Raw genomic sequence first — 25289 nt, 5'->3', positions numbered from 1 at the left:
GCACGATGCCGCACTTCACCACGCACGACGGAACCCGCCTCGCGTACGAGGACTACGGAACGGGCGAGCCGATCGTGTTCATCTCCAGCTGGGTGCTGGACGCCGACATGTGGGAGTACCAGATCCCGTACTTCGCCGAACGCGGGTACCGCTGCATCGCGCTCGACCGGCGCGGGCACGGCCGCTCCGACCGCCCGTCGGCCGGTTACGACATCGACACCACGTCCGACGACGTCGCCGCCCTGCTCGAGCACCTCGACCTGTCCGGCGCCACGCTGGTTGGGCACTCGTTCGGCGGCGCCGAGGTGGCCCGCTACCTGGCCCGGCACGGCGAGGAGCGCGTGGCGCGGGTCGCGTTCGTCGCCGCGGTCGTCCCGTTCCTGAAGCAGACCGAGGACAACCCCGACGGGCTTCCGGAGCTCGCACTCGAGGCCACGATCGCGCAGTTCCGGACCGACCGGCCGAAGTGGTTCGCCCGCCAGGCGCAGGTCTGGTACGCCACGCACCTCGGCAACGACGTCTCGCCCGCGCTGATCGACTGGACGATCGGCAAGTGCCTGTCCGCCTCACCGTGGGCGACCACGCAGCTGTTCCGCTCCACGTTCCACGCCGATCACCGGGCCGGGCTCCGCGAGATCACCGTGCCCACGCTGGTCGTGCACGGCGCGGCGGACACCTCCGCTCCCGTCGCGCTCACCGGCAGGCGCACGGCGGACCTCGTGCCCGGGTGCCGCTACGTCGAGTACCCGACGGCGGGGCACGGGCTGTTCGTCACGCACGCGGAGCAGCTCAACACCGAGCTGCTGGGGCTGCTCAAGAGCTGACGGCGACCCGTTCGCGCAGTGCCGCGTAGGCGAGGGCGTCGACGAGCGCCAGCCAGGACGCCTCGACGACGTTGCCGTGCACGCCGACCGTGGTCCACGAGGCAGGCCCGGTACTCGGACCCGCAAGCGCTGCTTCGGCGTGGTCGGTGGACTCCACGAGCACCCGGGTCACGGCGTCGGTGCCGTGGGTGAGGATCCGGACCTTGTAGTCCGAGAGCTCGACCCTCGCCAGCCAGGGGAAGCGCGGGGTGAGCGCGGCCCGCAGCGCCGCGTCCACGGCGTTGACCGGGCCGTTCCCCTCCGAGGTGGCGATCAACCGCTCGCCGTCGACGACCACGCGCACCGTCGCCTCCGCGACCACCTCGCCGTCAGCGCGGTGCTCGATGATCACACGGTAGGACTCGAGCGTGAACGGGGCGGCGGCGGCGTCCCCCAGCGCCGACCGCATCAGCAGCTCCAGCGAGGCGTCGGCGGCCTCGAACGACCAGCCCGCCGCCTCCCGCTCCTTCACCGTGCGCGCCACGGCCGACACCGCGTCGGGATGGCCGGCCAGGTCCAGGCCGAGCTCAGAGCCCTTGAGCTCGACGCTGGCCCGGCCGGCCATCTCGGTGACCAGCACCCGCTGCCCGTTGCCCACGTCCACCGGGTTCATGTGGTTGTAGAGCTCCGGGTCCACCTTGATCGCACTCGCGTGCAGGCCCGCCTTGTGAGCGAACGCCGACGTCCCGACATAGGCCTGGTGGGTGTCGGGAGCGATGTTGGCGATCTCCGCCAACGCGTGCGAGGTGCGGGTCAGCTCGCCGAGCGCGCCGTCCGGTAGGACGGGCATGCCCAGCTTCGTCACCAGGTTCCCGACGACGGCGAACAGGTCGGCGTTGCCGGCCCGCTCGCCGTAGCCGTTGGCGGTGCACTGCACGTGCGTCGCGCCCGCCTGTACCGCGGTGACCGAGTTGGCCACCGCGGAGCCCGTGTCGTCCTGGCAGTGGATGCCGAGGCGGAAGCCGGTGCGCGCGGCCACCTCGGTCACCACCTCGGCGATGCCCAGCGGGAGCATGCCGCCGTTCGTGTCGCACAGCACCGCGACGTCCGCGCCTGCGGTCACGGCCGCATCCAGCACCCGCAGCGCCGTGTCGGGGTCGAACTTGTAGCCGTCGAAGAAGTGCTCGGCGTCGAGGAACACCCGCCGCCCCTCGCCGCGCAGGAACGACACCGTGTCGGCGACCATCGCGCAGTTCTCGGCGACGTCGGTGCGCAGGGCCCGCTCGATGTGGCGGCGGTCGGACTTGGCCACCAGCGTCACCACCGGGGCCCGGGACTCGAGCAGCGCGCGCACCTGCGGGTCCTCGGCCGCGGCGAGGCCCGCACGGCGCGTCGAACCGAACGCCACGAGCACCGCGTGGCGCAGCTCGAGGTCCCCCGCCGCGGCGCGGGCGAAGAACTCGGTGTCCTTCGGCATCGCGCCCGGCCAGCCGCCCTCGATGAACCCGACGCCCAGCGCGTCGAGGTGGCCGGCGACGGCGAGCTTGTCGGCCACCGAGTAGCTGATGCCCTCGCGCTGGGCCCCGTCCCGCAGCGTGGTGTCGAAGACGTGGAAGGCGTCGCCGAGCGGGGTACCGGCCGGTTCGGTTCGGGACATTCGAGGGGCTCCTGGCTGTCGATGGCGCGATCTGGGCAACAAAAAAGACCCCCCGCGGGTGCGAGAGGTCTGCGCGTCGGCCGTGGTGCTGGTTAGCCGACGCGCTCGTCAATAATGATCACGCAGAGGTGCTGCACGGGACCAGTGTGGCACGCGCCGTCCCGGGGTGTCACACCCGCCCCCGCGCTCGGGGTCGCGGATCACGCATCGGCCTCGAGCCGCAGGTCCCGGCCCCGCGTCTCGGGCATCCTGATCGCCGTGATCAGGCTCACGAGCATGATCGCGCTCATGTAGATCGCCACGCCGGCCCACCCCGCCGTGAGCTGCACGAGCACACCCGAGAGCAGCGGCGCGATCCCACCGCCGAGCACCGCGGAGAACTCCCGGCCGAGCGCCACCCCGGCGTAGCGGTAGCGCGATCCGGCCAGCTCGGCGAACGCGGCGCCCTGCGAACCGACCGTGCCGTACGCGGCGAAGACGAAGCCGAGCACGATCACCAGCACGACGAGCCCCGGATTACCGGTGTCCAGCATCAGGAATGCCGGTGCGGGGAACACGACCAGGAACGCGGCCACCGCGATGATCACCGGACGGCGGCCGAACCGGTCGGTGAGCGCGCCCGTGACGTACGCGGACAGGCAGCCGAACAGCGCCCCCACCAGCAGCGCCTGCGGCACCAGCCGAGCGTCGACGCCCACCGTCTGGATCAGGTAGCTGCCCATGAACACCTGGAACACGTACGACTGCGTGTTGCCCCCGATGTTCAGCGCGAACGTCCGGTAGAACGGCCTGCGCCCCACGGTGAACACGCTCTTGATCGGCGACTCCTCGACCCGGTGCTCCTTTGCCTGCTCGCGCTTCGCCTGCTCGAACACCGGTGCGTCACGCAGCCGCCTGCGCAGGATGTACGCGGCGATCGTCACGAAGGCGCTGGAGAAGAACACCACCCGCCAGCCCCACGCGAGCAGCTGGTCCGGCGGCAGCAGCTGGACGAGGATCCAGATCACGGCCCCGAGCGCCGTGCCCGCCGACGCGCCCACGAACACCAGCGACGCGTACCGCCCGCGACGCTCACGCGGCGCGGCCTCCGTGAGCAGCACCACTCCACCGGCCTGCTCCGCGCCGGCCCCGACGCCCTGCAACAGCCGCAGCACCACGAGCAACGCGGGCGCGAACAGGCCCACCTGCTCGTACGTCGGCAGCGCCCCGATCAGGAACGTCGAGATCCCCATCAGGAACAGCGTCGCCACCAGCACGAACTTCCGCCCCAGCCGGTCGCCGTAGCGGGAGAAGAACAAGCCGCCCACCGGGCGGGCGAGGAAGCCCACCGCGTACGTCGCGAAGCCCGCCAGCACCCCGATCGCCGGATCCGCCTGGGTGAAGAAGATCTTGTTGAAGATGATCGCCGTCGCGGTGCCGTAGATGACGAAGTCGTACTGCTCCAGCGCGGTGCCGATGAGCCCGCCCCACGCCGCCGTACGCAGGTTGCGGCGGTCGACGACGTTGCCGGAGCCGTCGTCGACGACCTGGCTTCCGGCCCCGGACCTCACGTCGTCGTCCACGCGGGTGAGCCTAAGCGCGGGCGAGGGTCGTCGCAGGCTCCCCCGGGATTGCATCGCCCGCCCCTACATGCCGTTGCAGCCCACACGCGCTTCCGGGGAGCCACCGCCGCGGCGAAGCAAGGCGAGGGCTCGCCGGGGACAGCGCAGCCACTTTCACGCAACGACATTGCATGAAGGTGGCTTTCCTGCAATCTCTCGAAGCCTTACGTGGCCGGCGAGGTGTCCCGGGCCCGGGCGCTGACCAGCGCCGCCAGTCGGTCGCCGATCGACTGGGTGTGGCCGGTGGCGCTGTGGTCACGTTGGGCCAGGTCGAATTCGACCGCGGCCTGGATGCGGCGGGCGGCGTCGTGGTTCCCCAGGTGGTCGAGCAGGAGCGCGACCGAGAGGACGGCGGCGGTCGGGTCGGCGATGCCCTGGCCCGCGATGTCGGGGGCGCTGCCGTGCACGGGCTCGAACATGCTCGGGTTGCGCCGGCTGACGTCCAGGTTGCCGCTGGCGGCGAGGCCGATGCCACCGGTGATGGCCGCGGCGAGGTCGGTGAGGATGTCGCCGAACAGGTTGTCGGTGACGATCACGTCGAACCGCCCGGGGTCGGTGACCATGTGCATCGTGGTGGCGTCGACGTGCTGGTAGGCCACGGACACCTCGGGGTGCTCCAGCGACACCTCCTCGACGATGCGCGACCACAGCCGGCCCGAGTAGCTCAGCACGTTGGTCTTGTGCACGAGCGTGAGGTGCTTGCGCGGGCGCCGGGACGCGCGGTTGAACGCGTCGCGCACCACCCGCTCCACGCCGAACGCGGTGTTGGTGCTGACCTCGGTGGCGATCTCGTGCGGGGTGTCCTTGCGGAGGATCCCGCCGGTGCCGACGTACGGGCCCTCGGTGCCCTCCCGCACGACGACCATGTCGACCTCGCCCGATGATGCGAGCGGGCCGCGGACGCCCGGGTAGAGTCGCGCGGGGCGCAGGTTGACGTGGTGGTCGAGCTCGAACCGCAGGCGCAGCAGCAGGCCGCGCTCCAGGATGCCGCTGGGCACCGAGGGGTCGCCGACGGCGCCGAGCAGGATCGCGTCGTGCTGTTGGAGCTCGGTGAGCACCGACTCCGGCAGCAGCTCACCCGTGGAGTGCCAGCGCGCGGCGCCGAGGTCGTAGGTGGTGGTCTCGGCGCCGGGGGAAACCTCGTTGAGGACCTTGAGCGCCTCGTCGATGACCTCCGGCCCGATGCCGTCCCCCGGGATGACCGCAAGGCGCATTGCCGATGTCCTCTCTCCGTCTGGCCCCGAAGCAGCCGGGCGCACGTTACCGGCCGCGACGGCACCGCTCCGCCGTCGGCCACCCGATCGCGGTCACCCGGTCGCGTGGATCTGGTGCGAAAGCGGGTCACCGCGCCGCTCCTCGGCCCGGGACACGCCCCCGAGCGGGCCATTCTGCCCCTCCCCCCGACCGCCGCGTCCGGCACCCCTGCACTGGGTCAGCACCCGGACGGCGGAAGGTCGGCATCCGAACGCGCGCAGCCGGTGGCGTCCGGAACGGCGAGTGATCAACTTCCGGTGAGCGGCCACGACGCGAGCGGCTCGTACCGGGCGGTGCGCCCGGGTCCGGCGCCGAGGTGACTGCGCACGAGGTGCAGCTCGCCCGCGGTCCACGTCCGCCCGGCGAAGCCGGCGAGCGCCTCGACGACGGGCCGCAGGTCGGCGCCGTCGCGCGCGCGGGCCAGGGTGAGGTGGGGCCGGTAGGGCCGGTCCTCGACGTCCACCCCGGCCCGCCGCGCCGCCGCCCGCACGGACGCGGCGAGGCCGCGCAGCGCCACCACGTCGCCGGTGACCCGGGTCCAGAGCACGCGATCGCCGAACCGGCCCGCGCCGTGCAGCGCCAGTCGCATCGGCGGATGCCGGGCGGCGGTGCGGCCGAGCCGCGTGGACAGGTCGGCGCGTGCCGCGTCGCCGACATCGCCGAGGAACGCCAGCGTGAGATGCCACTGGTCGGGCCGGGCCCACCGCAGCTCCGGCCGTGCGGAACGCTGCGCCGCCGTGTCCGAGCGCAGCTCGTCCAGCGCCTGGGGCGGCGGCGTCACCGCCACGAAGAGCCGCATCATCGCTCGGCCTCGCCGGCGCTCGGCCGCAAGCTCGCGCCCAGGGCGTGGGCGCTGTGCCATCGATTCGCTCGCAAGCCCGCTCATCCCCGCCTGCGGGGCAGCGGCACGCGGGCGAGGTCCGCGGCCACCACGATCTCGCCGCCGAACACCTCGGCGGCCTCGGCGGCGAACCGCGCGGGGTCGGCGTAGCGCTGGGAGAAGTGCGTCAGCACCAGCTGCCGCACCCCGCAGTCGGCGGCGACCGAGCCGGCCTGCCGGGCGGTCAGGTGCCCGTACGTGCGCGCGAGCGCCTCGTCCTCGGTGAGGAACGTGGACTCGATCACGAGCATGTCGACGCCGTCCGCCAGTGCGTACACGGCGTCGCAGAGCCGGGTGTCCATGACGAAGGCGAACCGCTGGCCGCGCCGCGGCACGCTCACGTCCACGAGCCGCACCGTGCGCCCGGCCACCACGAGCGTCCCCTCGCGCTGCAGCCTGCCCACGTCGGGGCCGGCGATCCCGTGCCGCGCGAGCCGTCCGGGCAGCATGCGCCGCCCGTCCGGCTCCGTGAAGCGGTAGCCGAAGGCCTCCACCGGGTGCTCCAGGCGGCGCGCCTCGAGCACACCGGCCGGGCCGGACGCGAGCACGCCGTCGCGCTCGACCGGCTCCTCGCGCACGTCCGCGACCTCGTGGAAGGAGCTGGCGTGCCGCAGCCGCGCGAAGTACTCCCGGCCGGACGCCGGGAAGTGCGCGACCACCGGGTGCACGACGCCGTCCAGCGAGAGCCGCTGGACGACGCCGGGGACGCCCAGGCAGTGATCACCGTGGAAGTGGGTGATGCAGATCCGGGTGACGGCGCTGCTCGCCACCCCGGCCAGCAGCATCTGCCGCTGCGTTCCCTCGCCAGGGTCGAAGAGGAAGCCCTCGCCGTCCCAGCGCAGCAGGTAGCCGTTGTGGTTGCGGGTGCGGGTCGGGGCCTGGCTGGCCGTGCCCAGCACGACCAGCTCCCGACCCGACACGCCGGCCGCTTACTCGAAGGAGATGAGGCGCGTGGTCTTCGCCCCCACCGACGCACCGATCGGCTCCAGCACCGCCGGGTCGATCGGCCGGTCCACCCTGAGCAGCATGATCGCGTCCTTGTGGTCGGTGGTCTGGCTGATCTGCGCGGCCTCGATGTTGACGGCGGCCTCGCCGAGCAGCGTGCCGACGCGGCCCATCACGCCCGGGCGGTCGCCGTACTCCAGCAGCAGCACCTCGCCCTCGGCGCGCAGGTCGAAGTGCCTGCCGTTGACCTCGACCAGCTTCTCCACCTGGGCGCGGCCGGTGAGCGTGCCGGACACGGTGATCGACTCGCCGTCCGGCATCGCGGCGCGCAGCTGCACGACGCTGCGGTGGTTCTCGCTCTCCGGCGCGGTGGTCAGCTCGACGTCGACCCCGCGCTCGGCCGCCAGGGCAGGCGCGTTGACGAACGTGACCTGGTCCTCGACGACGTTCGTGAACACCCCGCGCAGCGCCGCGAGCTGCAGCACCGAGACGTCCTCGGCGGCCAGCTCGCCGGCGACGTCGACCGTGACGGTGCTGGGCAGGCGCCCGGCGACGGCGTAGAGGACGGCGCCGAGCTTCTGCACCAGCGGCAGCCAGGGCCGCACCTCCTCGCCGACCACGCCGCCGACCTGCACGTTCACCGCGTCGGGCACGAACTCGCCCGCGAGCGCCAGCTGCACGGACTTCGCGACGTCGGTGCCCGCGCGGTCCTGCGCATCGTCGGTGGACGCGCCCAGGTGCGGGGTGACGACCACCTGCGGCAGCTCGAACAGGGGGCTGGAGGTGGTGGGCTCGGTGACGTAGACGTCGATGCCCGCGCCGCCGACGTGGCCGCTGCGCACGGCCTCGGCCAGCGCGTCCTCGTCGACGAGGCCGCCGCGGGCGGCGTTGACGATCAATACGCCCTTCTTGGTCAGGGCGAGCTGGTCCTTTCCGATGAGCCCGAGGGTCTCCGGGGTCTTGGGCAGGTGGATCGAGATCGCGTCGGCCCGCCGCAGCAGGTCCTCCAGCGACACCAGCTCGATGCCCAGCTGCGCGGCGCGTGCCGGGGCGACGTACGGGTCGTACGCGATCAGCTCGACTCCGAACGCGGCGAGCCGCTGCGCCACCAGCTGGCCGATCTTGCCCAGACCGACGACCCCGACGGTCTTGCCGGACAGCTCGACCCCGGTGAAGGAGCTGCGCTTCCACTGCCCCTGCCGCAGGCTCGCGTCGGCGGCGGCGATGTGCCGGGCGGTGGCGAGCAGCAGGGCGACCGCGTGCTCGGCGGCCGAGACGATGTTCGAGGTGGGCGCGTTGACCACCATCACACCGCGAGCGGTGGCCGCCGGCACGTCGACGTTGTCGAGGCCGACACCGGCGCGAGCCACGACCTTCAACCGGGTGGAGGCGGCGAGCGCCTCGGCGTCGACCTTCGTGGCCGAGCGGACGAGCAGGGCGTCGGCGTCGGCGATCGCGGCCAGCAGCGCAGGGCGGTCGGTACCGTCCACGTGGCGGATCTCGACGTCGTCACCGAGGAGCTCGACCGCGGACGGCGCGAGCTTCTCGGCGAGCAGGACGACAGGACGGGCAGGTGCCTGTCCGTGGGTATGGACGGTGCTCACGGCGGATGCAGGGCTCCTGGATCGGGGTCTGGTGCGACGACCCCGATGGTAGATGCGCTGCTCGGAAGCGGTAGCCGCGGCGTGGGCCTGCCGACAGGTGAAAGGGACGAAACCCCGGTGTCAGACCGCGGCGGGCCGCACCTGCTCCGCGAGCAGCTCGACGGAGCGCATCCAGGCCGCGCGATCCACCACCGGGAACGTCACGATCAGCTCGTCGGCGTCCGCGCGCTGTGCGAAGCCCTCCAGGTACTCCGCGACGACGTCGGGCGTACCCGCCGCGGTGTAGCGCGTCATCGAGCGGATCTGCTGGCCCGCCGGCGCCTCGAGCAGGATCTCCGCCTCGTCGTCGGTGAGCTCCTGGCCCCCGCGCGAGAGGAACCGCTTCACGCGGTCGCGTTGCACGGCGTGCAGCCGCTGCGCGGCCTCGTCGGCGGAGTCGGCGGCGACGACGTTGACGGCGGCCAGCACGTGCGGCTCGGCGAGCTGCGCCGATGGCCGGAACTCCTGGCGGTAGAGCGCGACGGCCTGTTCGAGGGCGTCGGGGGCGAAGTGCGACGCGAAGGCGTACGGCAGCCCGAGCGCCGCGGCCACCTGGGCCCCGTACAGCGACGAGCCCAGGATCGTGAGCGGTACGGCGGTGCCGCGGCCCGGGTAGGCGTGCACACCCGGCACGAGGCTCTCGTCGGAGAGGAACGCCTGCAGCTCCTGGACGTCCTGCGGGAACCGGTCGGAGGCCCGCGGGTCGCGGCGCAACGCGCCGACGGTGGTCTGGTCGGTGCCCGGCGCGCGGCCCAGCCCGAGCTCGATCCGCCCGGGGTGCAGGCTGGCGAGGGTGCCGAACTGCTCGGCGATCACCAGCGGGGAGTGGTTGGGGAGCATCACGCCGCCGGAGCCGAGGGTGATCCGCTCGGTGTTCGCCGCGACGTGCGCGATGAGCACGCTCGTGGCCGACGAGGCGATCGCACGCATGTTGTGGTGCTCGGCGTACCAGATCCGCCGGAAACCCCACTCCTCCGCGCGCTGCGCGAGCCGGAGGCTCGCCTCGAGGCCTTCGCGGACCGTCTCGCCCTCGCCGACGGTGGCGAGGTCGAGGATCGACAGTGGGAGCGGCAGGGACACGGCGGCGACCTTTCGTGAGGGACACGAAGGTCAACCGACGGGGCCCGCCGCATCTTCCCGCGGCCCCGGAACCCCAGCAAGGTGGCTTTGCTCCGGTCGAACCGGAGCAAAGCCACCTTGCTGCGTCCCGGGCGGCTCAGGTGGCCTTCTGCCCCACCCAGCTCATCAGGCCGCGCAGCTTCTCCCCGACCTGCTCGATCGGGTGCTGCTGGCCCTCCTGCTGCAGCTTGGTGAAGTTCGGGCGGCCGTTGTCGTCCTCGGCCACCCACTCGCGGGCGAACGTGCCGTCCTGGATCTCGCCCAGGATCTTGCGCATCTCGTCCTTCACCGCGGGCGTGATCACGCGCGGGCCGCGGGTGAGGTCGCCGTACTCGGCGGTGTCGGAGATGGAGAAGCGCTCGTTGGCGATGCCGCCCTCGTACATGAGGTCGACGATCAGCTTGAGCTCGTGCAGGCACTCGAAGTAGGCGATCTCCGGGGCGTAGCCGGCCTCGGTGAGCACCTCGAACCCGGTCTGCACGAGCGCGGCCGCACCGCCGCAGAGCACCGCCTGCTCACCGAACAGGTCGGTCTCGGTCTCCTCCTTGAAGGTGGTCTCGATGACACCCGCGCGGGCGCCGCCGATGGCCGCGGCGTAGGAGAGGGCGAGCGCCTTCGCGTTCCCGCTGGCGTCCTGTTCGACGGCGATGAGGCAGGGCACGCCCTTGCCGTCGACGAACTGGCGGCGCACCAGGTGGCCGGGGCCCTTCGGCGCGACCATCGCGACGTCCACGGTGGCCGGCGGCTTGATCAGCTCGTAGCGAATGTTGAAGCCGTGGCCGAAGAAGATCGCGTCGCCGTCCTTGAGGTTCGGCGCGATGTCCTGCGTGTAGATGAAGCGCTGCTTCGTGTCGGGCGCCAGGATCATGATCACGTCGGCCCACTCGGAGACCTCGGCGGGCGTGCCCACCTGCAGCCCCTCGTCCTGCGCCTTCTGCCGTGACTTCGAGCCCTCGGGCAGGCCGATGCGGACGTCGACGCCGGAGTCGCGCAGCGACAGCGAGTGCGCGTGGCCCTGGCTGCCGTAGCCGATCACCGCGACCTTGCGGCCCTGGATGATCGACAGGTCGGCGTCGTCGTCGTAATAGATGTTCACGCTCATGACGGGTGGGATCGTCCTTCCGAAGGGTCGGTATTTCGTTCTTGCGGCGTAGCCGCTGCGGTAGCACGCAGCCGGCACCGCCGCGGGTTAGCAGGCGTCCGAGGTTCCGCTACCGGCACCGCTGCGCAGAGCATGCCAACACCCTCTCAACGAACAGCTGCAGCGGTGATGGAGCGGGGACCGCGGCCGACGGCCACCATCCCGGACTGCACCATCTCCCGGATCCCGAAGGGCTCGAGGTTCTTCAGCAGCGCACCGAGCTTGTCAGCGGTACCGGTGGCCTCGATCGTGAGGGCCTCGGGTGTGACGTCGACGGCCTTGGCGCGGAACAGGTCCACGATCTCGAGCACCTGGCTGCGGACGCCGGGGTCGGCCCGCACCTTCACCAGCAGGAGCTCGCGCTGGACCGAGGCCGTCGCCTCGAGCTCGACGATCTTGATGACGTGCACGAGCTTGTTGAGCTGCTTCGTGACCTGCTCGAGCGGGAACTCGTCGACGGCGACCACGATCGTCATCCGCGAGACGCCCGGGTGCTCGGTGGGCCCGACCGCGAGCGAGGTGATGTTGAACCCGCGGCGCGAGAACAGGCCGGACACGCGGGCGAGCACGCCGGGCTTGTCCTCGACCAGCACGGACAGGGTGTGCCTCTGGGTCATGCTTGCCTCGTCATCTGCGTGCTGGCCGTGGCGTCGTCGGCCACGAGCTCGTCGGCGTCGAACAGCGGCCGGATGTCGCGGGCCGCCATGATCTGGTCGTTGCCGGTGCCCGCCGCCACCATGGGCCAGACCTGGGCGTCGGCGCCGACCACGAAGTCGATCACGACCGGGCGGTCGTTGATCTCCATTGCCTGGTGGATCACCTTGTCGACCTCGTCCTTGGACTCCGCGCGCAGGCCCACGCAGCCCATGGCCTCGGCCAGGAGCTTGAAGTCCGGGATCCGGTGCTTGTGGGTGCCGAGGTCCGTGTTGGAGTAGCGCTCCGAGTAGAACAGGTTCTGCCACTGCCGGACCATGCCCAGGTTGCCGTTGTTGATGATGGCGACCTTGATCGGGATGTTCTCGATGGCGCAGGTGGCGAGCTCCTGGTTGGTCATCTGGAAGCAGCCGTCGCCGTCGATGCACCAGACGACCGCGTCCGGCAGCGCCATCTTGGCGCCCATCGCCGCGGGCACGGCGAAGCCCATCGTGCCGAGCCCGCCGGAGTTCAGCCACGAACGCGGCTTCTCGTACCGGATGAACTGCGCCGCCCACATCTGGTGCTGCCCGACGCCCGCCGTGTAGACGGCGTCCGGCCCGGCGATCTCGCCGATCCGCTCGATCACGTACTGCGGCGACAGCGAGCCGTCGGCGGGCCAGTCGTACCCGAGCGGGTACGTGGTCCTGAGCTCGTCCAACTGCTCCCACCACGGCGCGAGGTCGGCGGAGCCGGACGCGCGCTCGGTCCGGACGGCGTCGACCAGCTCCGTGATGACCTCCTTGCAGTCGCCCACGATCGGGACGTCCGCGCGGCGGTTCTTGGAGATCTCGGCCGGGTCGATGTCGGCGTGCACGACGGCGGCGTTCGGCGCGAACGTCGACAACTGGCCGGTGACGCGGTCGTCGAACCGGGCGCCGAGCGCGACCAGCAGGTCGGCCTTCTGCATCGCGGCCACCGCGGTGACCGTGCCGTGCATGCCCGGCATGCCGACGTGCTGGCGGTGGCTGTCCGGGAACGCCCCGCGCGCCATCAGCGTGGTGACGACCGGGATGCCGGTGAGCTCGGCCAGCTCGAGCAGCTCCGCCGTGGCCTCGGCCTTGAGCACGCCGCCACCGACGTAGAGCACGGGCTGCTTGGCCGAGCACATGAGCTTGGCCGCCTCGCGGATCTGCTTGCCGTGCGGCCGGGTCGTCGGCCGGTAGCCGGGCAGCTTCATCTCCGGGGGCCAGGAGAACGTGGTCTTCTCCTGCAGCACGTCCTTCGGGATGTCCACCAGCACCGGGCCGGGTCGGCCCGTGGACGCCAGGTGGAACGCCTCCATGATCGCCTGCGGGATCTCCGCCGGGTCGGTCACGAGCATGTTGTGCTTGGTCACCGGCATGGTGATGCCGGTGATGTCGGCCTCCTGGAACGCGTCGGTACCGATCAGGGGCCGGGACTGCTGTCCGGTGATCGCGACCACCGGGATCGAGTCCATGTGGGCGTCGGCGAGCGGCGTGACCAGGTTGGTGGCGCCCGGGCCGGACGTCGCCATGCAGACGCCGACCTTGCCGGTGGCCTGCGCGTACCCGGTGGCGGCGTGGCCGGCACCCTGCTCGTGGCGCACGAGGACGTGCCGCACCTTGGTGGAGTCGAGCAGCGGGTCGTACGCGGGGAGGATCGTGCCGCCGGGAATTCCGAAGACGACTTCGCAGCCCACCTCCTCGAGCGAGCGCACGAGGGACTGGGCACCGGTCATCGGCACCTCCTCGACTCGCCGTACCGGCTGGCCTGGGGGTGTGGCCTGACCCTGGCGGCCGGGAGGTGGCCCGGGTTTCGGGGCCGGCGGCCCGGGGACCGGGCCGGATCGGGGCGTTGCGGTGGTCATCTGCTGATCGCTCCGCATGGGTTTCGGAATCCGGACAGAAAAAAACCCCCGACCGTCGGGCTGACGGAACGAGGGTGGCGCGTCGACGACCGAGGGCTCGCTCAGGCGTGGACGCGCCTGAGAAGTACGAGCACCCGGATGGCGGACATGGCAGCGACGCTAGCCGCCGCGCGCACCGCGCGTCAATTCCGTGAGATGCGCGTACCAGATCGTGGGACAGGGGAGTGATCAAGCGCCTCGGCCTCGCGGGGCGTGAGCCCGGCGGGGAGCCGCGCGGGCGGCGCCGGGGCCGAGATCGCGTCGACCAGGTGGTGCTGCACCGCCAGGTCGCCCACCCGCCCGGGTGCGAGCGCTCTTGCGTAGTTCTGCGGACGCGCGAGCTCCGGTGACGGGTGACCCTGCCCGGATGAGCTCCGGCCTGTACGCCCTCAAGCCCTGGTACGCCGACCGCCTCGCCGGCATCCGGCGGGCCATGGCCACCCACGGGGTGGCACCGGGCACCGTCACCGCAGCAGGCGTCGGCTTCGGGGCGCTGGCCGGGCTCGTACTGGCGACGGTGGCCAGCCCGATCACAGCGGTGCTGGTGGCCGCGCTGCTCGCGCTGCGGCTGGCCGCGGCGAACCTCGACGGCGCGCTCGCCCGCGAGACCGGCACGAGCACCCGCTGGGGCGCCGTCGTCAACGAGCTGGGCGACCGCTCTGCCGAGCTGGCCGCGCTCGCAGGCTGCTTCTCCCTCGCACCTGCGTGGCCGGTGCTGCTGGCGATGCTCGCCGCGAGCGCCCCGTCGTGGGTGGCGCTCGCCGGCGCCGCCGCCGGGGCCGCGCGGATCAACGGCGGGCCGGTGGGCAAGACCGAACGCTGCCTCCTGCTCGTCGTGATCGCCGCGGTGCCCGCGTACGCGACGGCGGTGCTCGTCGTGCTCGCCGCCGGCTCCGCCGTCACGGCAGCGCTCCGGCTGCGGACGCTCATGGCGCGGCTCTCCCCGTCCTGACCGGAGTGACCGTCGCCCCCGGACTGCCGCGCGGACACCGACCCACCGCCCGGCCGGCGGGAGTCGCTGCGCGCCGCCCGGTCGACGGCTGCGTAGGACTACGCACCACCCGCGCGTGCTCTCGCGGAGGGAACGCGGCGCGATCGGCGGCAGGCTCGGCGCATGGATCCGGTCACCCTCACCCTCGGCGCGCTCGGCATCGGCGGAGCCGCGGTCGGCGGCGCACGCCGCGCGGAGCTCACCGCACGCTGGCGCACGTGGCTGGTCGCCGCGCCGCTCGTGCTCGGCCCACTGCTGCTGGCCGGGCGGCCGGGAGGGGCCGCGCTCGCGGCGGCGCTGGGCGTCGTCGCCGCCGCCGAGTTCGCCGGGCTGGCCGCGCTCCCCCGGTGGGACGCGATCGCACTGGCGGCGCGCGTCGCGGCCGTCCCCGTCGTGGCGCTGCTCCGCCCCGACCTGCTCGGGCTGCTGCTGCCGGTGCTCGCGGTCGCCTCGGCGGTCCCCGCGATCGTCGCCGGGGACGTCGGGACGGGGGCCGGACGAGCGGCCTACGGCGCGTTCGGCACGGTGTGGATCGGTGGCGGGCTCGCGGGGCTCGCCGTCCTCGACCCGCAGGTCGCCGTGGCGGTCTGCCTGGCCGTCGCCGTCGCGGACGTCGGCGCGTGGTGCGGCGGCAGGCTGCTGGGCAGCCGGGGGCCGGGCGCGCGACGGCTCTCCCGACTGTCGCCCGCGAAGACGTGGGGCGGTGTCGCCGGTGCCGCCCTAGGTGCATCGGCCGTGCTGCTGGCGTTGGGCAAGCCGTCGGCGGGGCTGCTGGTCGCGGTCGTCGCCGGGGGCGTGCTGGGCGACCTGCTGGAGTCGATGATCAAGCGCGAGGCCGGCCGCAAGGACGCCGGGGCCTGGCTGCCCGGCTTCGGCGGCCTGCTCGACCGGGTCGACTCGCTGCTGGTGGCGCTGCCGCTCGCGGTGCTGGTGGCGGGGCTGTCATGAGGGCCAGGGCGGCGGCCGCGGCGCGGCGCGGGCTGTGGCGGCTGGTGCTGGCGCTGACCGGCGGGCTCACCGTCGTGGGGTCGTTGCCCCGGGGCGGGTGCGTCGTGGTCGCCAACCACAGCTCGCACGCGGACACCGCGGCACTGCTCGCCGCGGTCGACAGCGCGCACGCCCCGCGGGTCGCGGCCGCGGCCGACTACTGGTTCGGGCGCGGCTGGCGCTCGGCCGTCTGCCGGGTGCTGGCCGCGGCGTTCCCGGTGCGGCGCACCGGCGGCGGGAGCGCCGACATCGCCTGCGCCGCGGCACTCCTGCGTGCAGGCCGGGCGGTGATCGTCTTCCCGGAGGGGACGCGCGGGGGCGCCGGGCCGGCGCGGTTCCACTCCGGCGCGTTCCGCCTGGCCGCGTCGGCGCGTGTGCCGGTGGTGCCGGTCGGGATCGTCGGCACCGGGGACCTGCTCCCCAAGCACGGGCGGTTGCGCCGAACCCGGGTGACGGTCCGGATCGGCGGCCCGCTCACGCCCCACCCGGACGCGGCCCGCGCCGCGGTGACGCACCTCGCCACCGCCGACTCACGCACCAACTCCGGCGCCCACACACCAACTGCAGTTCATGTGCGACCACCACGGTTCGTGTGCGAGCGGCCCATCGTCACACCTGGTGCGACCATGGTGGCGTGAGCGCTCTCCCCGAGCCGCCGCCTCGGGCGGTCTTCCGCATCCCCCCGCTGGTCGTCCTCGTGGCGCTGGTGTTCGCCGTCTGCGCCACCCCCGTTGCCTTCGCCGCGCCGTACCTGTGGCTGGTCTACCTGATCCCGATCGGGATCATTGCGTGGACGCTGCGCGTGCGCACCGTGGCCGATTCCGAGGCGGTCGCCGTGCGCCGGGTGGTCGGTGGCAGGCGCGTGCCGTGGGACGAGATCGCGTCGGTGCACCTGGGCCGGGCGCGCAACCCGGGTGCCGCCCGCGTCAGCGCCGTGCTGAACGATGGTTCCGAGGTCGCCCTGCCCGCGGTGCACCTGCGTGACCTGCCCCGGCTCGCCGCGGTGAGCGGCGGCCGCCTCCCCGATCCGACCGCCACGACCGAACAGTCCTAGAACGGCACCTCCACGCCGAGCAGCCCCTCACCGTGGCCACGGCCGGACGGCACCCGGCAGAACTCGACCGCGTCCAGTTCCAGCTCCGGGCCGTCGCCTGCGTTCCAGCGCCCACCGGCCGGGCCGCTCAGCCGGAGCAGGTGCGGCATGCCGTGCCGGCCGAGTCCCGTGATCACCGGGCCAGCAGGTTCCTGATGACCCTGACGACGTCGGCGGGGGCCTCCTCCGCCATGAAGTGCCCGACGTCCAGGGTCAGGTGATCGAGGTCCGCGGTCCACGCCTTCCAGAGGGCTGCGGCGTCGAATCCGAGTGCGGCGCCCCAGTCCTGCTGCACGACCGCGACGGGCATGGTGAGCCGGCGCCCGGCGGCGCGGTCGGCGCGGTCGTGCTCGACGTCGATCCCGGCCGACGCGCGGTAGTCGGCGACGATCGAGGGCACCGCCTCGCGCGAGGCACGCAGGTACTCGGCGCGCACCTCCTCGGGGATCGCGTCGGGGTTGCGGGCCCACACGTCGAGGAAGTGCCCGAAGAAGGCGTCGGCGCTGCGGGCGATCATCTCCTCGGGCAGGCCGGGCGGCTGCGCCATCAGGTAGAGGTGGAACGCCACGGAGGCGTCGACACCGTGCAGGATGTCCCACATGTCCAGCGTGGGCAGCACGTCCAGCGACCCGAGGTGGGTGACCGCGTCCGGGTGGTCGAGGCCCGCCCTGATGGCGACCAGCGCACCCCGGTCGTGCCCGACCAACGCGAACCGGTCCGCGCCGAGATGACGGACGACCGCCACGACGTCGGCGGCCATCGTGCGCTTGGAGTACGTCGTCCCGTCGTCGGCGGGCTTGTCGCTGGCCCCGTAGCCGCGCAGGTCGGGGCAGATCACGAGGTGGTCGGCGGCGAGGTCGGGCGCTACGTGGCGCCACATGAGGTGGGTCTGGGGAAAGCCGTGCAGGAGCACGACGGGGCTGCCTTCACCTGCGACGGCCACGTTGATCCGCGTCCCGCCGGCGCCGGGCAGCCGTCGAGTGCGGAAGCCGGGGATCGAGTTCATGCCCCCGAGTCTGCGGGCGGCCGATCAGCATCCGATCAGCGCCGATGACCACGTTCCAGGTGCTCGGCCCGGTCGCGGCGTTCGACGCGCTGGGCGGGCGGCTGAACCTCGGGGGCCCGCGGCACCGGGAGGTGCTCGCGCGGCTGATCGTCGCGCGCGGCCGGGTGGTTCCCCTGCCCACGTTGATCGAGGACCTCTGGCCGGGTGATCCGCCGCGCCGCGCGGCCGGGTCGGTGCGGACGTTCGTGTCGGCGCTGCGCGCGGCGCTCGGCGGGGCGCACCCGATCGCCACCGCCGGGCCCGGCTACGCGTTCCGGGGCGCCGCGGAGTCGGTGGACGCTTGGCGGTTCGAGGCCGTGGTCGCCCGGTCCGGTCCCGACGCGGATGCCGTCGGCCCGCTGGAGGAGGCACTGGGGTGGTGGCAGGGCCCGGCCTTCGCCGACTTCCCCGACGCGGCGTGGGCTCGCGCGGAGCGCGGGCGGCTGACCGAGCTGCGCCTGCAGGCGGTCGAGCAGCTGGCGCGGGCCCGGCTGGCCGCCGGGCGCCCGGAGCTGGCCGTGCCCGACCTCGACGCCCACGTCACCGATCACCCGTGGCGCGAGGACGGGTGGTGGCTGCTCGCGCTCGCGCTCTACCGCTGCGAACGGCCCGGCGACGCGCTCGCCGTCCTGCGCCGCGCCCGCGGCCGGCTCGCCGAGGAGCTCGGCACCGACCCGGGTCCGCGGCTCGCCGCACTGGAGACCGACGTCCTGCGCCGCTCGCCCGGTCTCCTGCTGCGCCCCGACGGACCGGACCGGGTGTGGGCGAGCGCGGCCGCGGAGTGGGAGCGCAACCCCGTGCTGGGGGCACGCGCGAAGCTCGAGTCGACGACCTCGTTGCTGCGCAGCCTCGCGGTGCACGGCGGCGGCCCCGGCACGGCCGTGGCCCGGCACGCGGCGACCGTCGCCGTGGCCGAGCAGCTCGGCAACCCCCGGCTCACCGCGCGGGTCATCGGCGGCTACGACGTGCCCAGCGTGTGGGCCCGGTCGGACGATCCGCGGTCGTCGGCGGCGATCGTCGCGGCGGCCGAGCGGGCACTGCACGCCACCGAAGCGCCCGCGGATCGGGCCCGCGTGCTCGCCGCGATCGCGCTCGAGACGCGCGGGCTGCGCGACAGCCGCGGACCGGAGGCCGCCCGCGAGGCGGAGCGGCTGGCCCGGCGCGCGGGCGACCCCGCCCTGCTGGCGTTCGCGCTCTCGGCACGCATCATGCAGACGTTCGAGCGCGCCGGGCTCGCAGCCCAGCGGGGACACCTCGCCCGGGAGATCGGCACGCTCGCCGCCGAGCACGACCTCCCGACCTACACGATCCTCGCCCACCTCGTGCAGATGCAGTGCCGCGCCGCGCTCGGCGACCTCGACGGCGCGGCCGCCGCGGCCGAGGCGCTCGGCGACGCGGGAGAACGCTTCGACAGCCCGCTGGTGCCCGTGTTCGTCACCTGGTTCGCCGCCATGCGGGCAGCCGAGACCGGTGCCGCGGACGCCGAGGCCCGCTACCGCGAGGCGGCCCGGCTCCTCGCAGGCGCCGACATGCCCGGCGTCGAGCACGGCCTGCTCGACCTCGCACTCGTGTGCCTGCGGCTGCGGCGGGGCGAGCGCCCCGGACCCGTCCACGATCCCGGGCCCTACGAGCCGTGGATCCGGCCCCACCTCCTGCTCGCCGACGGGCGGACGGCCCAGGCCGCGGACGCCGTGCGCGCCCTGCCCGAACCGCCGCCGGACCACATGCTCGAGGTCCTCTGGTGCCTGGCCGGGCGCGCGGCGCTCGCGGTCGGGGACTCGGGGACGGTGGCCCGGGCCGAGCACGCCCTGGCTCCTGCCGCCGAGGAGATCGCCGGGGCGGGCAGCGGCATGCTGACCTTCGGCCCGGTCCGGGAGCACCTCGCCGCGCTGCGCTCCGGCGGCGCGAACCGCAGAGCGGGTTGCTAGATGTGGGGTTGCTGGATGCGAGCGAGCGCGCCGTTCACCCCAACGCCGTGCTACCCGGTCAGGGTCTGGGTGCCGAGCACGGTGATCAGGGCGAGGCGTTCGGCGTCCTCGGTGCCCGGCACCGCGGTGTAGATCATGATGCGCAGGTCGCTGCCGGCGACCGTGAGCATGTCGCAGTCCAGCTCCACGGGGCCGACGTGCGGGTGGTCGACGATCTTGCGGGTGGTCTCGTGGTGGCCGACGGCCCCGGAGTCCCACAGCTCGGTGAACCGGTCGCTGGAGGCGCGCAGGTCGGCGACCAACCGCTGCAGCTGCTGGTCGCCGGGATAGCGACCGGCGGCGGCGCGCAGGTCGGCGACCAGGGTGGCCTCGAGCTCCCGCCGGGACTCCGGGGTCTGCCGGACCCGCGTGCCGGGGCCGACCAGGTTGCGCCACACGGCGTTGCGCTCGCGCCCGCGCCATCCGCCCGGGTCGCCCATCAGCGCCGCGTACGGCGGGTTGGCGACCAGCTGCGTCCAGGCGGCGTCGAAGACGGCGACGGGGGTGGCGGGCATCCGGTCGAGCAGGTGCTGGACGCTCGGGGTGATGTGGGCGGGCACGGTGTCCGGGCCGGGCGGCGTGAGGCCCGCGAGGTGGAACAGGTGGTCGCGTTCGGCCGCCGTCAACCGCAGTGCCCTGGCCAGTGCCTCGATCACCTGGCCCGACGGGTGGGACGCGCGGCCCTGTTCGAGGCGGGTGATGTAGTCCACCGAGATGCCGGCGAGCATGGCCAGCTCCTCACGGCGCAGCCCGGCCGTCCGCCGGTGCCCACCGGCCGGCAGCCCCGCGGCCTCCGGCGGGACCCGGTCCCGCCAGCGGCGCACGGCCCGCCCGAACTCCGAGTTCGCCATGCCCGCCAGTCTGCATACCACCCGGGGCGCCTGCCTGGTACCGGCCGTCCCAGGAAGACGGGACTCTGGCGGCCCGTGCGGCCGCGGCCGACGGTGGAGGCATGCCACTCGACTCATCCCCCGTCTGGTTCATCACCGGCTGCTCCACCGGGCTCGGCCGGGCGCTGGCCACCCACGTCCTCCAGCGCGGATGGCGGGCGGCCGTCACCGCCCGGGACCCGCGGACGGTCGCCGACCTCGTCGACGCCCACGGCGACCGGGCGATCGCGCTGCCGCTGGACGTGACGGACCCCGACCAGGTCTCGGCGGCGGTCGCGCGTGCCGAGGAGGCTTTCGGCCGGATCGACGTGCTGGTCAACAACGCCGGGTACGGCTACCTGGCCGCCGTCGAGGAGGGCGAGGACACCGAGGTGCGGGCGCTGTTCGAGGCGAACGTCTTCGGCGCCGTCGCGGTGACGAAAGCCGTGCTCCCGGGCATGCGCGCCCGGCGCTCCGGCCACATCGTCGCCATCTCCTCGCTCGGCGGGCTCGCCGCGTTCGGCGCCACCGGCTACTACCACGCCACCAAGTTCGCGCTGGAAGGGCTGTCGGAGTCCCTCGCCGCGGAGGTCGCGCCGCTGGGCATCGGGGTCACGATCGTGGAGCCCGGTGCGTTCCGCACCAACTGGTCCGGGCCGTCGATGAAGCAGTCCGCGATCCGGATCGACGACTACGCCGAGACCGCGGGCAGGCGGCGCGAGGCGACGCTGGCCACCTACGGCAGCCAGCCCGGCGACCCGGCCCGCGCCGCCGAGGCCGTCGTCGCCGCGCTCGAGGCCGATGCACCCCCGCTGCGCCTGCTCCTCGGCACGGCCGCGCTGCAGATCGCCCGCGGCAAGCTCGACGCGCTGCAGCGCAACTTCACCGACTGGGAGCACCTCAGCCTGAGCACCGAGGTCGCGGCCTCACCCGCGTGACGCTGCGGCCAGCGCGGGGCCGAGCGCGTCGAGAGCACGAGCGGCGGTGTCGACCATCTCGACGACGCGCTCGGTGCCCAGGTGGTCGGCGGCGAAGCCCAGGTACTGGACGTGCACCTGGACCTGGGCCCAGAGCCGCTCCACCTCCCGCAGCGCCGGGGACATTGCGGGCGCGGCGTATCCGGGCGGCGCGGGTGCGCCCTGCGCGGCCAGCGTCGCGACGTCCAGACCGGCCGGGGCGACGCGGGCGTTGCCCCAGTCGATCAGGACCGCGCTGTCCGTAGCCAGCAGGACGTTGCCGCGGTGCGCGTCGCCGTGGGTCAGGGTGCGCGGCAGCAGCGCGAGGGCGGCCCGCAGGCGGGCGTCGGTCGACCACGCCTCCAGCAGTTCCGCGATCCCGGCGAGCCGCGGGTCACCCGTGCGGCCGTGCGCGCCGCGGACCGCGGGCAGCGTGTGCCCGACGACCATCGCCCACCACCAGCGCGCGTCGACGACCGGGATGCCGCGCGCGCGGCGCCGGTGCCAGTGGGTGTGCACCTTGCCCAGCACGTCCCACACGGCGGCCGGCACGTCGCCGCCGTCCAGCGCGGCGCCCGGGTAGAAGGGCAGGAGCAGCCACGCGCCGTGGCCGTCGTGACCGGTGGCGAGCAGGCGGGGGCGGTCCACGCCCGGCACCACGGCGAGCGCGCGCATCGCGGCCACCTCGCTCGGCTGCACCCGCTTGAGGACGACCGCGACGGGGTGGCCCCCCGCGTCCAGGTCGATGCGCTCCACCGCGGCCGCCACGTAGCCGCCCGCGAGGGGGGTCCGCGCCGTGACCGCCACCGGCGCTCCCGCCCACCGGGAAACCGCCGCCAGCCACGCGGAATCCGGCGGAGGGGGCGTCACCGCAGGAGCACGAACACCAGCACGGCGGCGGTCACACCGATGATCAGGGCCAGCACGCCCCACGGTGCCGGGCGGACGTTCCAGGTGCGCCCCTTGTCGATGGCGATCCGGCCGGCCCCGGTGAGTGCGAGCGCGGCGGCCGCCAGGGCGAGCACCACATCCAGCTCCACCGCGTTCGCGCCCGCGGGCGAGGCGACGAAGAACCCGTTGCCCACCTTCAGCGCCACCGAGTTGATCATCAGGCCGAGCAGGCCCGCCGCCGCGATCGGCGTGAGGAAGCCGAGCACCACCAGCGCGCCGCCGACCAGCGCCGTGAGTCCCGCGACCCAGGCCAGCACCGGCGCCTGCTGGTAGCCGAACCCCTCCAGCGTGCGGGCGAACTCCGCGACCCCCGGGCCGCCCCACAGTCCGCTGACGATGTGCATCCCGTGGGCGAAGAACGTGCCGCCGACGGCGAGACGCAGGAGGAGCAGGCCCGTGTCCGTGCCCGGGTTCCACGCCAGCGGCCTGCGGTTCGGCCGCGTCGGGGTGGGCTCCGAGGACCCGAAACCGCCCGCGCCGGGCAGGATCGACGTGGGCTGGTCGGTCATGGCGCCCGAGCGTAGCCGTCTCCGCGGCCGGTACCGGGGAAATCCGGTCAGTAACCGTCCGCCACGAGGTTCGCGGGCCGCTCCCCGCGTGCGAAGGCCGCGATCTGCTCGGCCGCGATCCGGTACGCCCGGTCCAGCCTGCCGGGCACGCTCCCGCCGACGTGGGGGCACAGGAAGAGCCCGGGCGCGGTCCACAGCGGGTGGTCGGCGGGCAGCGGCTCGGGCTCCGTGACGTCCAGGGCGGCCCGCAACCGGCCGCTGACCAGCTCCGCGGTGAGCGCTTCGGTGTCGGCGACCGGCCCGCGGGCAGCGTTGACCAGCAGCGCCCCGTCGGGCATCGCCGCGAGGAACGTCGCGTCGATCAGCCCGCGGGTGGCGTCGGTCAGCGGGACGATCACGACACACGCGTCGTGGTCGCCCAGGAGGTCGTGCACCTCGTCGATCCCGTGGACGCCGGGCCGGGCGCGGCGCGCGACGAGCGTGGTGGTCACGTCGAACGGGGCGAGCCGGCGCACGGTCTGCTCGGCGACGTCACCGGCGCCGACGATCAGCACCCGCTTGCCGGCGAGCGTGTCGGTGATGTGGTAGTCCCAGCGCCCGGCGTCCTGCGCCCGGACGAACTGCGGGAAGTGCCGGTACACGGCGATCAGCGCGCCGACGATCCATTCCGCGGTGGCGCCGCTGTGCGCGCCGCGGCAGTCCGAGAGGGCGACGCCCTCGGGCAGCCTGCCCACCCACGCCTCGGCGCCCGCGGTGAGCAGCTGCACCATCCGCAGCTCCGGCAGCCGCTCCACGACGGAGACCGCCGTGGTGGGTGCGAGGAACGGCGGGACGAGGACCTGCGCGCGGTCCGCCGCCGCCGGAGGTCGCCGTCCGGGTCGTACCGGACGACCTCGACCCCCATGACGTCGACGAGCGCCGCCTCCCCCTCGTCCTCCGGCACCAGCACCGTGATGTCACCCATGAGCACCGACGCTAGTACAGCGGGTGGGGTCGCCCCGGTGTGACGTGATCGGCCACGCGGCGTCGGGAACCCGCTCAGACGCGCCGATCCACCGCCGGATCGGGACGGCACCCGATTCACCGGCCGCTCACCCGGCGCCGCTTAACCTTGACCCCGTGGGAGGACGGGTGCGGCGCGCGGCCGCGGCGGCGCTGCTCGTGCTGGCGCTCGGTGGGTGCGCCACGTTCCCCGAGCAGGGCCCCCGCGAGTGGCACGAGCAGCTGGAGGGCGCGGGCGAGCTCGGCGGCCCGCCGGTCGTGCCGGAACCCACGCCCCAGCCCCAGCCGCAGCAGCCGCCCGGCCCGGAGGGGCAGGACGGGCCCCAGCAGCCGCCGTCGGGTTGCCAGGACCCCGATCCCCAGGTCATCGCCACCTGTCTGGATCCGGTCGGCGCCATCGCGGTGCTCCCCGATGCGGCCACCGCGCTGGTCGGGGAGCGGCAGACCGGGCGCGTGCTGCGCGTCGAGCAGGGCAGCGAACCGGAGCTGGTGGCCACCTTGCCGGTGGACGCCACCGGCGGTGGTGGTCTCACCGGGCTGGTGCTGTCGCCGTCGTACATCGAGGACCAGCTCGTCTACGCCTACGTCACCACGCCCCAGGACAACCGCGTGGTGCGCCTCGCGACGGGCGAACCACCCAAGCCCGTGCTCACCGGCATCCCCCGTGGCTCGTCGAACAACGGCGGCGCACTCGCCGTCGACGAGGACGGCTCGCTGCTCGTGGCCACCGGCAACGCGGGGCAGGCCGCCCCCGCGCCCGACTCCCTCGCCGGCAAGCTGCTGCGCATCGACGTGCAGGGCCGCCCGGCCAAGGGCAACCCGGACCCACTATCGCCGACCTTGAGCACCGGGCTCCAGGCACCCGGCGGGATCTGCGTCGACCCGCGCCGGGGCGCGGCCTGGGTCACCGACCGGCGCGCGGGCGAGGACGTGCTGCACCTGATCGTCCCCGGCCCGCTCCCGGCGCCGGCGTGGCGCTGGCCGGACCGGCCGGGCGTCGCCGGCTGCACGGCGCAGGACGGGGCCGTGGCCGTGGCCCAGGTGCACCCGCAGTCGCTGTTCGTGATCCGGTCCGACGCGAAGAACCTGTTCGTCGGGGCGCCCGAGACGATCCTGCAGGAGACCTACGGCCGCCTCTCCGCGGCCACCCTCGCGCCCGACGGCCTGCTGTGGCTGGGCACCGTCAACAAGTCGGGCGGCAAGCCGGTGTCCTCCGACGACCGCGTGATCCGGATCCAGCCCCTCGCCGCGGGAGGCGACAACCGCCAGTAGGAACTCCCAGCCGTGAGTGGATACGAGTGCTGGAGCACTCG

24 protein-coding genes are annotated in these 25289 nt (G+C 73.9%); 8 read left to right on the top strand and 16 right to left on the bottom strand.

Annotated elements, in window-relative coordinates; genetic code table 11:
* Positions 1-5: 5 nt before the first annotated feature.
* Positions 6-824: an alpha/beta fold hydrolase gene (locus ABEA81_RS37185; protein WP_345611916.1), complete on the top strand. Its 819-nt coding sequence runs from the start codon at positions 6-8 to the stop codon at positions 822-824.
* On the opposite strand, the gene cimA is transcribed toward ABEA81_RS37185, so the two are convergent.
* The 10 genes from cimA to ABEA81_RS37135 form a co-directional block, all read right to left on the bottom strand.
* On the bottom strand, positions 814-2460 hold the full coding sequence (gene cimA, locus ABEA81_RS37180) for a citramalate synthase (RefSeq protein ID WP_345611914.1): 1647 nt from the start codon (positions 2458-2460) through the stop codon (positions 814-816). The genes ABEA81_RS37185 and cimA overlap by 11 nt on opposite strands.
* A gap of 200 nt (positions 2461-2660) precedes the next feature.
* Complete coding sequence (locus tag ABEA81_RS37175; protein ID WP_345611912.1) at positions 2661-4022, bottom strand: MFS transporter; 1362 nt, start codon at positions 4020-4022, stop codon at positions 2661-2663.
* A 203-nt stretch (positions 4023-4225) separates the two neighbouring features.
* Positions 4226-5275 (bottom strand): 3-isopropylmalate dehydrogenase, encoded by a 1050-nt coding sequence (locus ABEA81_RS37170; protein ID WP_345611909.1) that lies wholly within the window; start codon positions 5273-5275, stop codon positions 4226-4228.
* Between the two features lie 287 nt (positions 5276-5562).
* Positions 5563-6117 carry an RNA 2',3'-cyclic phosphodiesterase gene (thpR, locus tag ABEA81_RS37165; RefSeq protein ID WP_345611907.1) on the bottom strand — a complete coding sequence of 185 codons (555 nt, stop codon included), beginning with the start codon at positions 6115-6117 and terminating at the stop codon, positions 5563-5565.
* Between the two features lie 80 nt (positions 6118-6197).
* The gene (locus tag ABEA81_RS37160; protein WP_345611905.1) at positions 6198-7115 is read right to left on the bottom strand and encodes a ribonuclease Z; all 918 of its coding nucleotides are present in this window, start codon (positions 7113-7115) and stop codon (positions 6198-6200) included.
* A gap of 9 nt (positions 7116-7124) precedes the next feature.
* The gene (gene serA / locus ABEA81_RS37155) at positions 7125-8744 is read right to left on the bottom strand and encodes a phosphoglycerate dehydrogenase (protein ID WP_345611904.1); all 1620 of its coding nucleotides are present in this window, start codon (positions 8742-8744) and stop codon (positions 7125-7127) included.
* A gap of 120 nt (positions 8745-8864) precedes the next feature.
* Complete coding sequence (locus tag ABEA81_RS37150) at positions 8865-9857, bottom strand: LLM class flavin-dependent oxidoreductase (RefSeq protein ID WP_345611934.1); 993 nt, start codon at positions 9855-9857, stop codon at positions 8865-8867.
* 142 nt (positions 9858-9999) lie between these two features.
* On the bottom strand, positions 10000-11004 hold the full coding sequence (gene ilvC / locus ABEA81_RS37145) for a ketol-acid reductoisomerase (protein ID WP_345611902.1): 1005 nt from the start codon (positions 11002-11004) through the stop codon (positions 10000-10002).
* 146 nt (positions 11005-11150) lie between these two features.
* Positions 11151-11660 carry an acetolactate synthase small subunit gene (gene ilvN / locus ABEA81_RS37140; protein WP_345611900.1) on the bottom strand — a complete coding sequence of 170 codons (510 nt, stop codon included), beginning with the start codon at positions 11658-11660 and terminating at the stop codon, positions 11151-11153.
* Complete coding sequence (locus ABEA81_RS37135) at positions 11657-13585, bottom strand: acetolactate synthase large subunit (protein WP_425570814.1); 1929 nt, start codon at positions 13583-13585, stop codon at positions 11657-11659. Before ABEA81_RS37135 ends, ilvN begins: the two co-directional genes overlap by 4 nt.
* Before the next feature lie 388 nt (positions 13586-13973).
* Between ABEA81_RS37135 and ABEA81_RS37130 the strand changes: the two genes are divergently transcribed.
* From ABEA81_RS37130 to ABEA81_RS37115, 4 genes are all read left to right on the top strand, one after another.
* The gene (locus ABEA81_RS37130) at positions 13974-14558 is read left to right on the top strand and encodes a CDP-alcohol phosphatidyltransferase family protein (RefSeq protein WP_345611898.1); all 585 of its coding nucleotides are present in this window, start codon (positions 13974-13976) and stop codon (positions 14556-14558) included.
* A gap of 162 nt (positions 14559-14720) precedes the next feature.
* Positions 14721-15545, top strand: a complete 825-nt coding sequence (locus ABEA81_RS37125) for a phosphatidate cytidylyltransferase (RefSeq protein ID WP_345611896.1) — start codon at positions 14721-14723, stop codon at positions 15543-15545.
* The gene (locus tag ABEA81_RS37120) at positions 15542-16222 is read left to right on the top strand and encodes a lysophospholipid acyltransferase family protein (protein WP_345611894.1); all 681 of its coding nucleotides are present in this window, start codon (positions 15542-15544) and stop codon (positions 16220-16222) included. The genes ABEA81_RS37125 and ABEA81_RS37120 overlap by 4 nt, the downstream gene beginning before the upstream one ends.
* A complete protein-coding gene (locus ABEA81_RS37115; RefSeq protein ID WP_345611892.1) occupies positions 16219-16638 on the top strand; it encodes a PH domain-containing protein in 420 nt (139 codons plus the stop codon). Before ABEA81_RS37120 ends, ABEA81_RS37115 begins: the two co-directional genes overlap by 4 nt.
* Here the strand turns inward: ABEA81_RS37115 and ABEA81_RS37110 are convergent.
* Together ABEA81_RS37110 and ABEA81_RS37105 are read right to left on the bottom strand one after the other, a co-directional pair.
* Complete coding sequence (locus ABEA81_RS37110) at positions 16635-16814, bottom strand: hypothetical protein (RefSeq protein ID WP_345611891.1); 180 nt, start codon at positions 16812-16814, stop codon at positions 16635-16637. The two genes, ABEA81_RS37115 and ABEA81_RS37110, sit on opposite strands and share 4 nt — an antisense overlap.
* Positions 16811-17683 carry an alpha/beta fold hydrolase gene (locus tag ABEA81_RS37105; RefSeq protein ID WP_345611889.1) on the bottom strand — a complete coding sequence of 291 codons (873 nt, stop codon included), beginning with the start codon at positions 17681-17683 and terminating at the stop codon, positions 16811-16813. The genes ABEA81_RS37110 and ABEA81_RS37105 overlap by 4 nt, the downstream gene beginning before the upstream one ends.
* Positions 17684-17727: 44 nt before the next feature.
* On the opposite strand from ABEA81_RS37105, the gene ABEA81_RS37100 reads away from it, so the two are divergent.
* Positions 17728-19650 carry an AfsR/SARP family transcriptional regulator gene (locus ABEA81_RS37100; protein ID WP_345611887.1) on the top strand — a complete coding sequence of 641 codons (1923 nt, stop codon included), beginning with the start codon at positions 17728-17730 and terminating at the stop codon, positions 19648-19650.
* Between the two features lie 50 nt (positions 19651-19700).
* On the opposite strand, the gene ABEA81_RS37095 is transcribed toward ABEA81_RS37100, so the two are convergent.
* Complete coding sequence (locus ABEA81_RS37095) at positions 19701-20540, bottom strand: helix-turn-helix transcriptional regulator (RefSeq protein ID WP_345611885.1); 840 nt, start codon at positions 20538-20540, stop codon at positions 19701-19703.
* 101 nt (positions 20541-20641) lie between these two features.
* On the opposite strand from ABEA81_RS37095, the gene ABEA81_RS37090 reads away from it, so the two are divergent.
* A complete protein-coding gene (locus ABEA81_RS37090) occupies positions 20642-21496 on the top strand; it encodes an oxidoreductase (RefSeq protein WP_345611883.1) in 855 nt (284 codons plus the stop codon).
* On the opposite strand, the gene ABEA81_RS37085 is transcribed toward ABEA81_RS37090, so the two are convergent.
* Genes ABEA81_RS37085 through ABEA81_RS37075 form a run of 3 tightly spaced genes read right to left on the bottom strand, consistent with a single transcriptional unit; the run spans position 21485 to position 23768 of the window.
* A complete protein-coding gene (locus ABEA81_RS37085; RefSeq protein ID WP_345611882.1) occupies positions 21485-22321 on the bottom strand; it encodes an aminoglycoside phosphotransferase family protein in 837 nt (278 codons plus the stop codon). The two genes, ABEA81_RS37090 and ABEA81_RS37085, sit on opposite strands and share 12 nt — an antisense overlap.
* Before the next feature lie 59 nt (positions 22322-22380).
* Positions 22381-22974, bottom strand: a complete 594-nt coding sequence (locus ABEA81_RS37080) for a DoxX family protein (protein WP_345611880.1) — start codon at positions 22972-22974, stop codon at positions 22381-22383.
* A 47-nt stretch (positions 22975-23021) separates the two neighbouring features.
* Positions 23022-23768, bottom strand: a complete 747-nt coding sequence (locus tag ABEA81_RS37075; RefSeq protein ID WP_345611878.1) for a 2-hydroxyacid dehydrogenase — start codon at positions 23766-23768, stop codon at positions 23022-23024.
* Between the two features lie 325 nt (positions 23769-24093).
* Here ABEA81_RS37075 and ABEA81_RS37070 point away from each other — a divergent pair, with 325 nt between their 5' ends.
* The gene (locus ABEA81_RS37070) at positions 24094-25248 is read left to right on the top strand and encodes a PQQ-dependent sugar dehydrogenase (RefSeq protein ID WP_345611876.1); all 1155 of its coding nucleotides are present in this window, start codon (positions 24094-24096) and stop codon (positions 25246-25248) included.
* The last annotated feature ends 41 nt before the right edge of the window (positions 25249-25289 follow it).

It is taken from the genome of Pseudonocardia adelaidensis (genome assembly GCF_039543345.1).
GTDB classification, from domain to species: domain Bacteria; phylum Actinomycetota; class Actinomycetes; order Mycobacteriales; family Pseudonocardiaceae; genus Pseudonocardia; species Pseudonocardia adelaidensis.
The sequence above is the reverse complement of the archived record's forward strand: the minus strand, read 5'-3'. Positions and strand labels throughout refer to the sequence as shown.

Excerpts from the sequence above, each read along its gene's own strand:
- ABEA81_RS37185 (WP_345611916.1), top strand. The coding sequence starts at position 6 with ATGCCGCACTTCACCACGCACGACGGAACCCGCCTCGCGTACGAGGAC.
- cimA (WP_345611914.1), bottom strand. The coding sequence starts at position 2,460 with ATGTCCCGAACCGAACCGGCCGGTACCCCGCTCGGCGACGCCTTCCAC.
- ABEA81_RS37170 (WP_345611909.1), bottom strand. The coding sequence starts at position 5,275 with ATGCGCCTTGCGGTCATCCCGGGGGACGGCATCGGGCCGGAGGTCATC.
- thpR (WP_345611907.1), bottom strand. The coding sequence starts at position 6,117 with ATGATGCGGCTCTTCGTGGCGGTGACGCCGCCGCCCCAGGCGCTGGAC.
- ilvC (WP_345611902.1), bottom strand. The coding sequence starts at position 11,004 with ATGAGCGTGAACATCTATTACGACGACGACGCCGACCTGTCGATCATC.
- ilvN (WP_345611900.1), bottom strand. The coding sequence starts at position 11,660 with ATGACCCAGAGGCACACCCTGTCCGTGCTGGTCGAGGACAAGCCCGGC.
- ABEA81_RS37135 (WP_425570814.1), bottom strand. The coding sequence starts at position 13,585 with ATGCGGAGCGATCAGCAGATGACCACCGCAACGCCCCGATCCGGCCCG.
- ABEA81_RS37130 (WP_345611898.1), top strand. The coding sequence starts at position 13,974 with ATGAGCTCCGGCCTGTACGCCCTCAAGCCCTGGTACGCCGACCGCCTC.
- ABEA81_RS37125 (WP_345611896.1), top strand. The coding sequence starts at position 14,721 with ATGGATCCGGTCACCCTCACCCTCGGCGCGCTCGGCATCGGCGGAGCC.
- ABEA81_RS37120 (WP_345611894.1), top strand. The coding sequence starts at position 15,542 with ATGAGGGCCAGGGCGGCGGCCGCGGCGCGGCGCGGGCTGTGGCGGCTG.
- ABEA81_RS37105 (WP_345611889.1), bottom strand. The coding sequence starts at position 17,683 with ATGAACTCGATCCCCGGCTTCCGCACTCGACGGCTGCCCGGCGCCGGC.
- ABEA81_RS37100 (WP_345611887.1), top strand. The coding sequence starts at position 17,728 with ATGACCACGTTCCAGGTGCTCGGCCCGGTCGCGGCGTTCGACGCGCTG.
- ABEA81_RS37095 (WP_345611885.1), bottom strand. The coding sequence starts at position 20,540 with ATGGCGAACTCGGAGTTCGGGCGGGCCGTGCGCCGCTGGCGGGACCGG.
- ABEA81_RS37090 (WP_345611883.1), top strand. The coding sequence starts at position 20,642 with ATGCCACTCGACTCATCCCCCGTCTGGTTCATCACCGGCTGCTCCACC.
- ABEA81_RS37080 (WP_345611880.1), bottom strand. The coding sequence starts at position 22,974 with ATGACCGACCAGCCCACGTCGATCCTGCCCGGCGCGGGCGGTTTCGGG.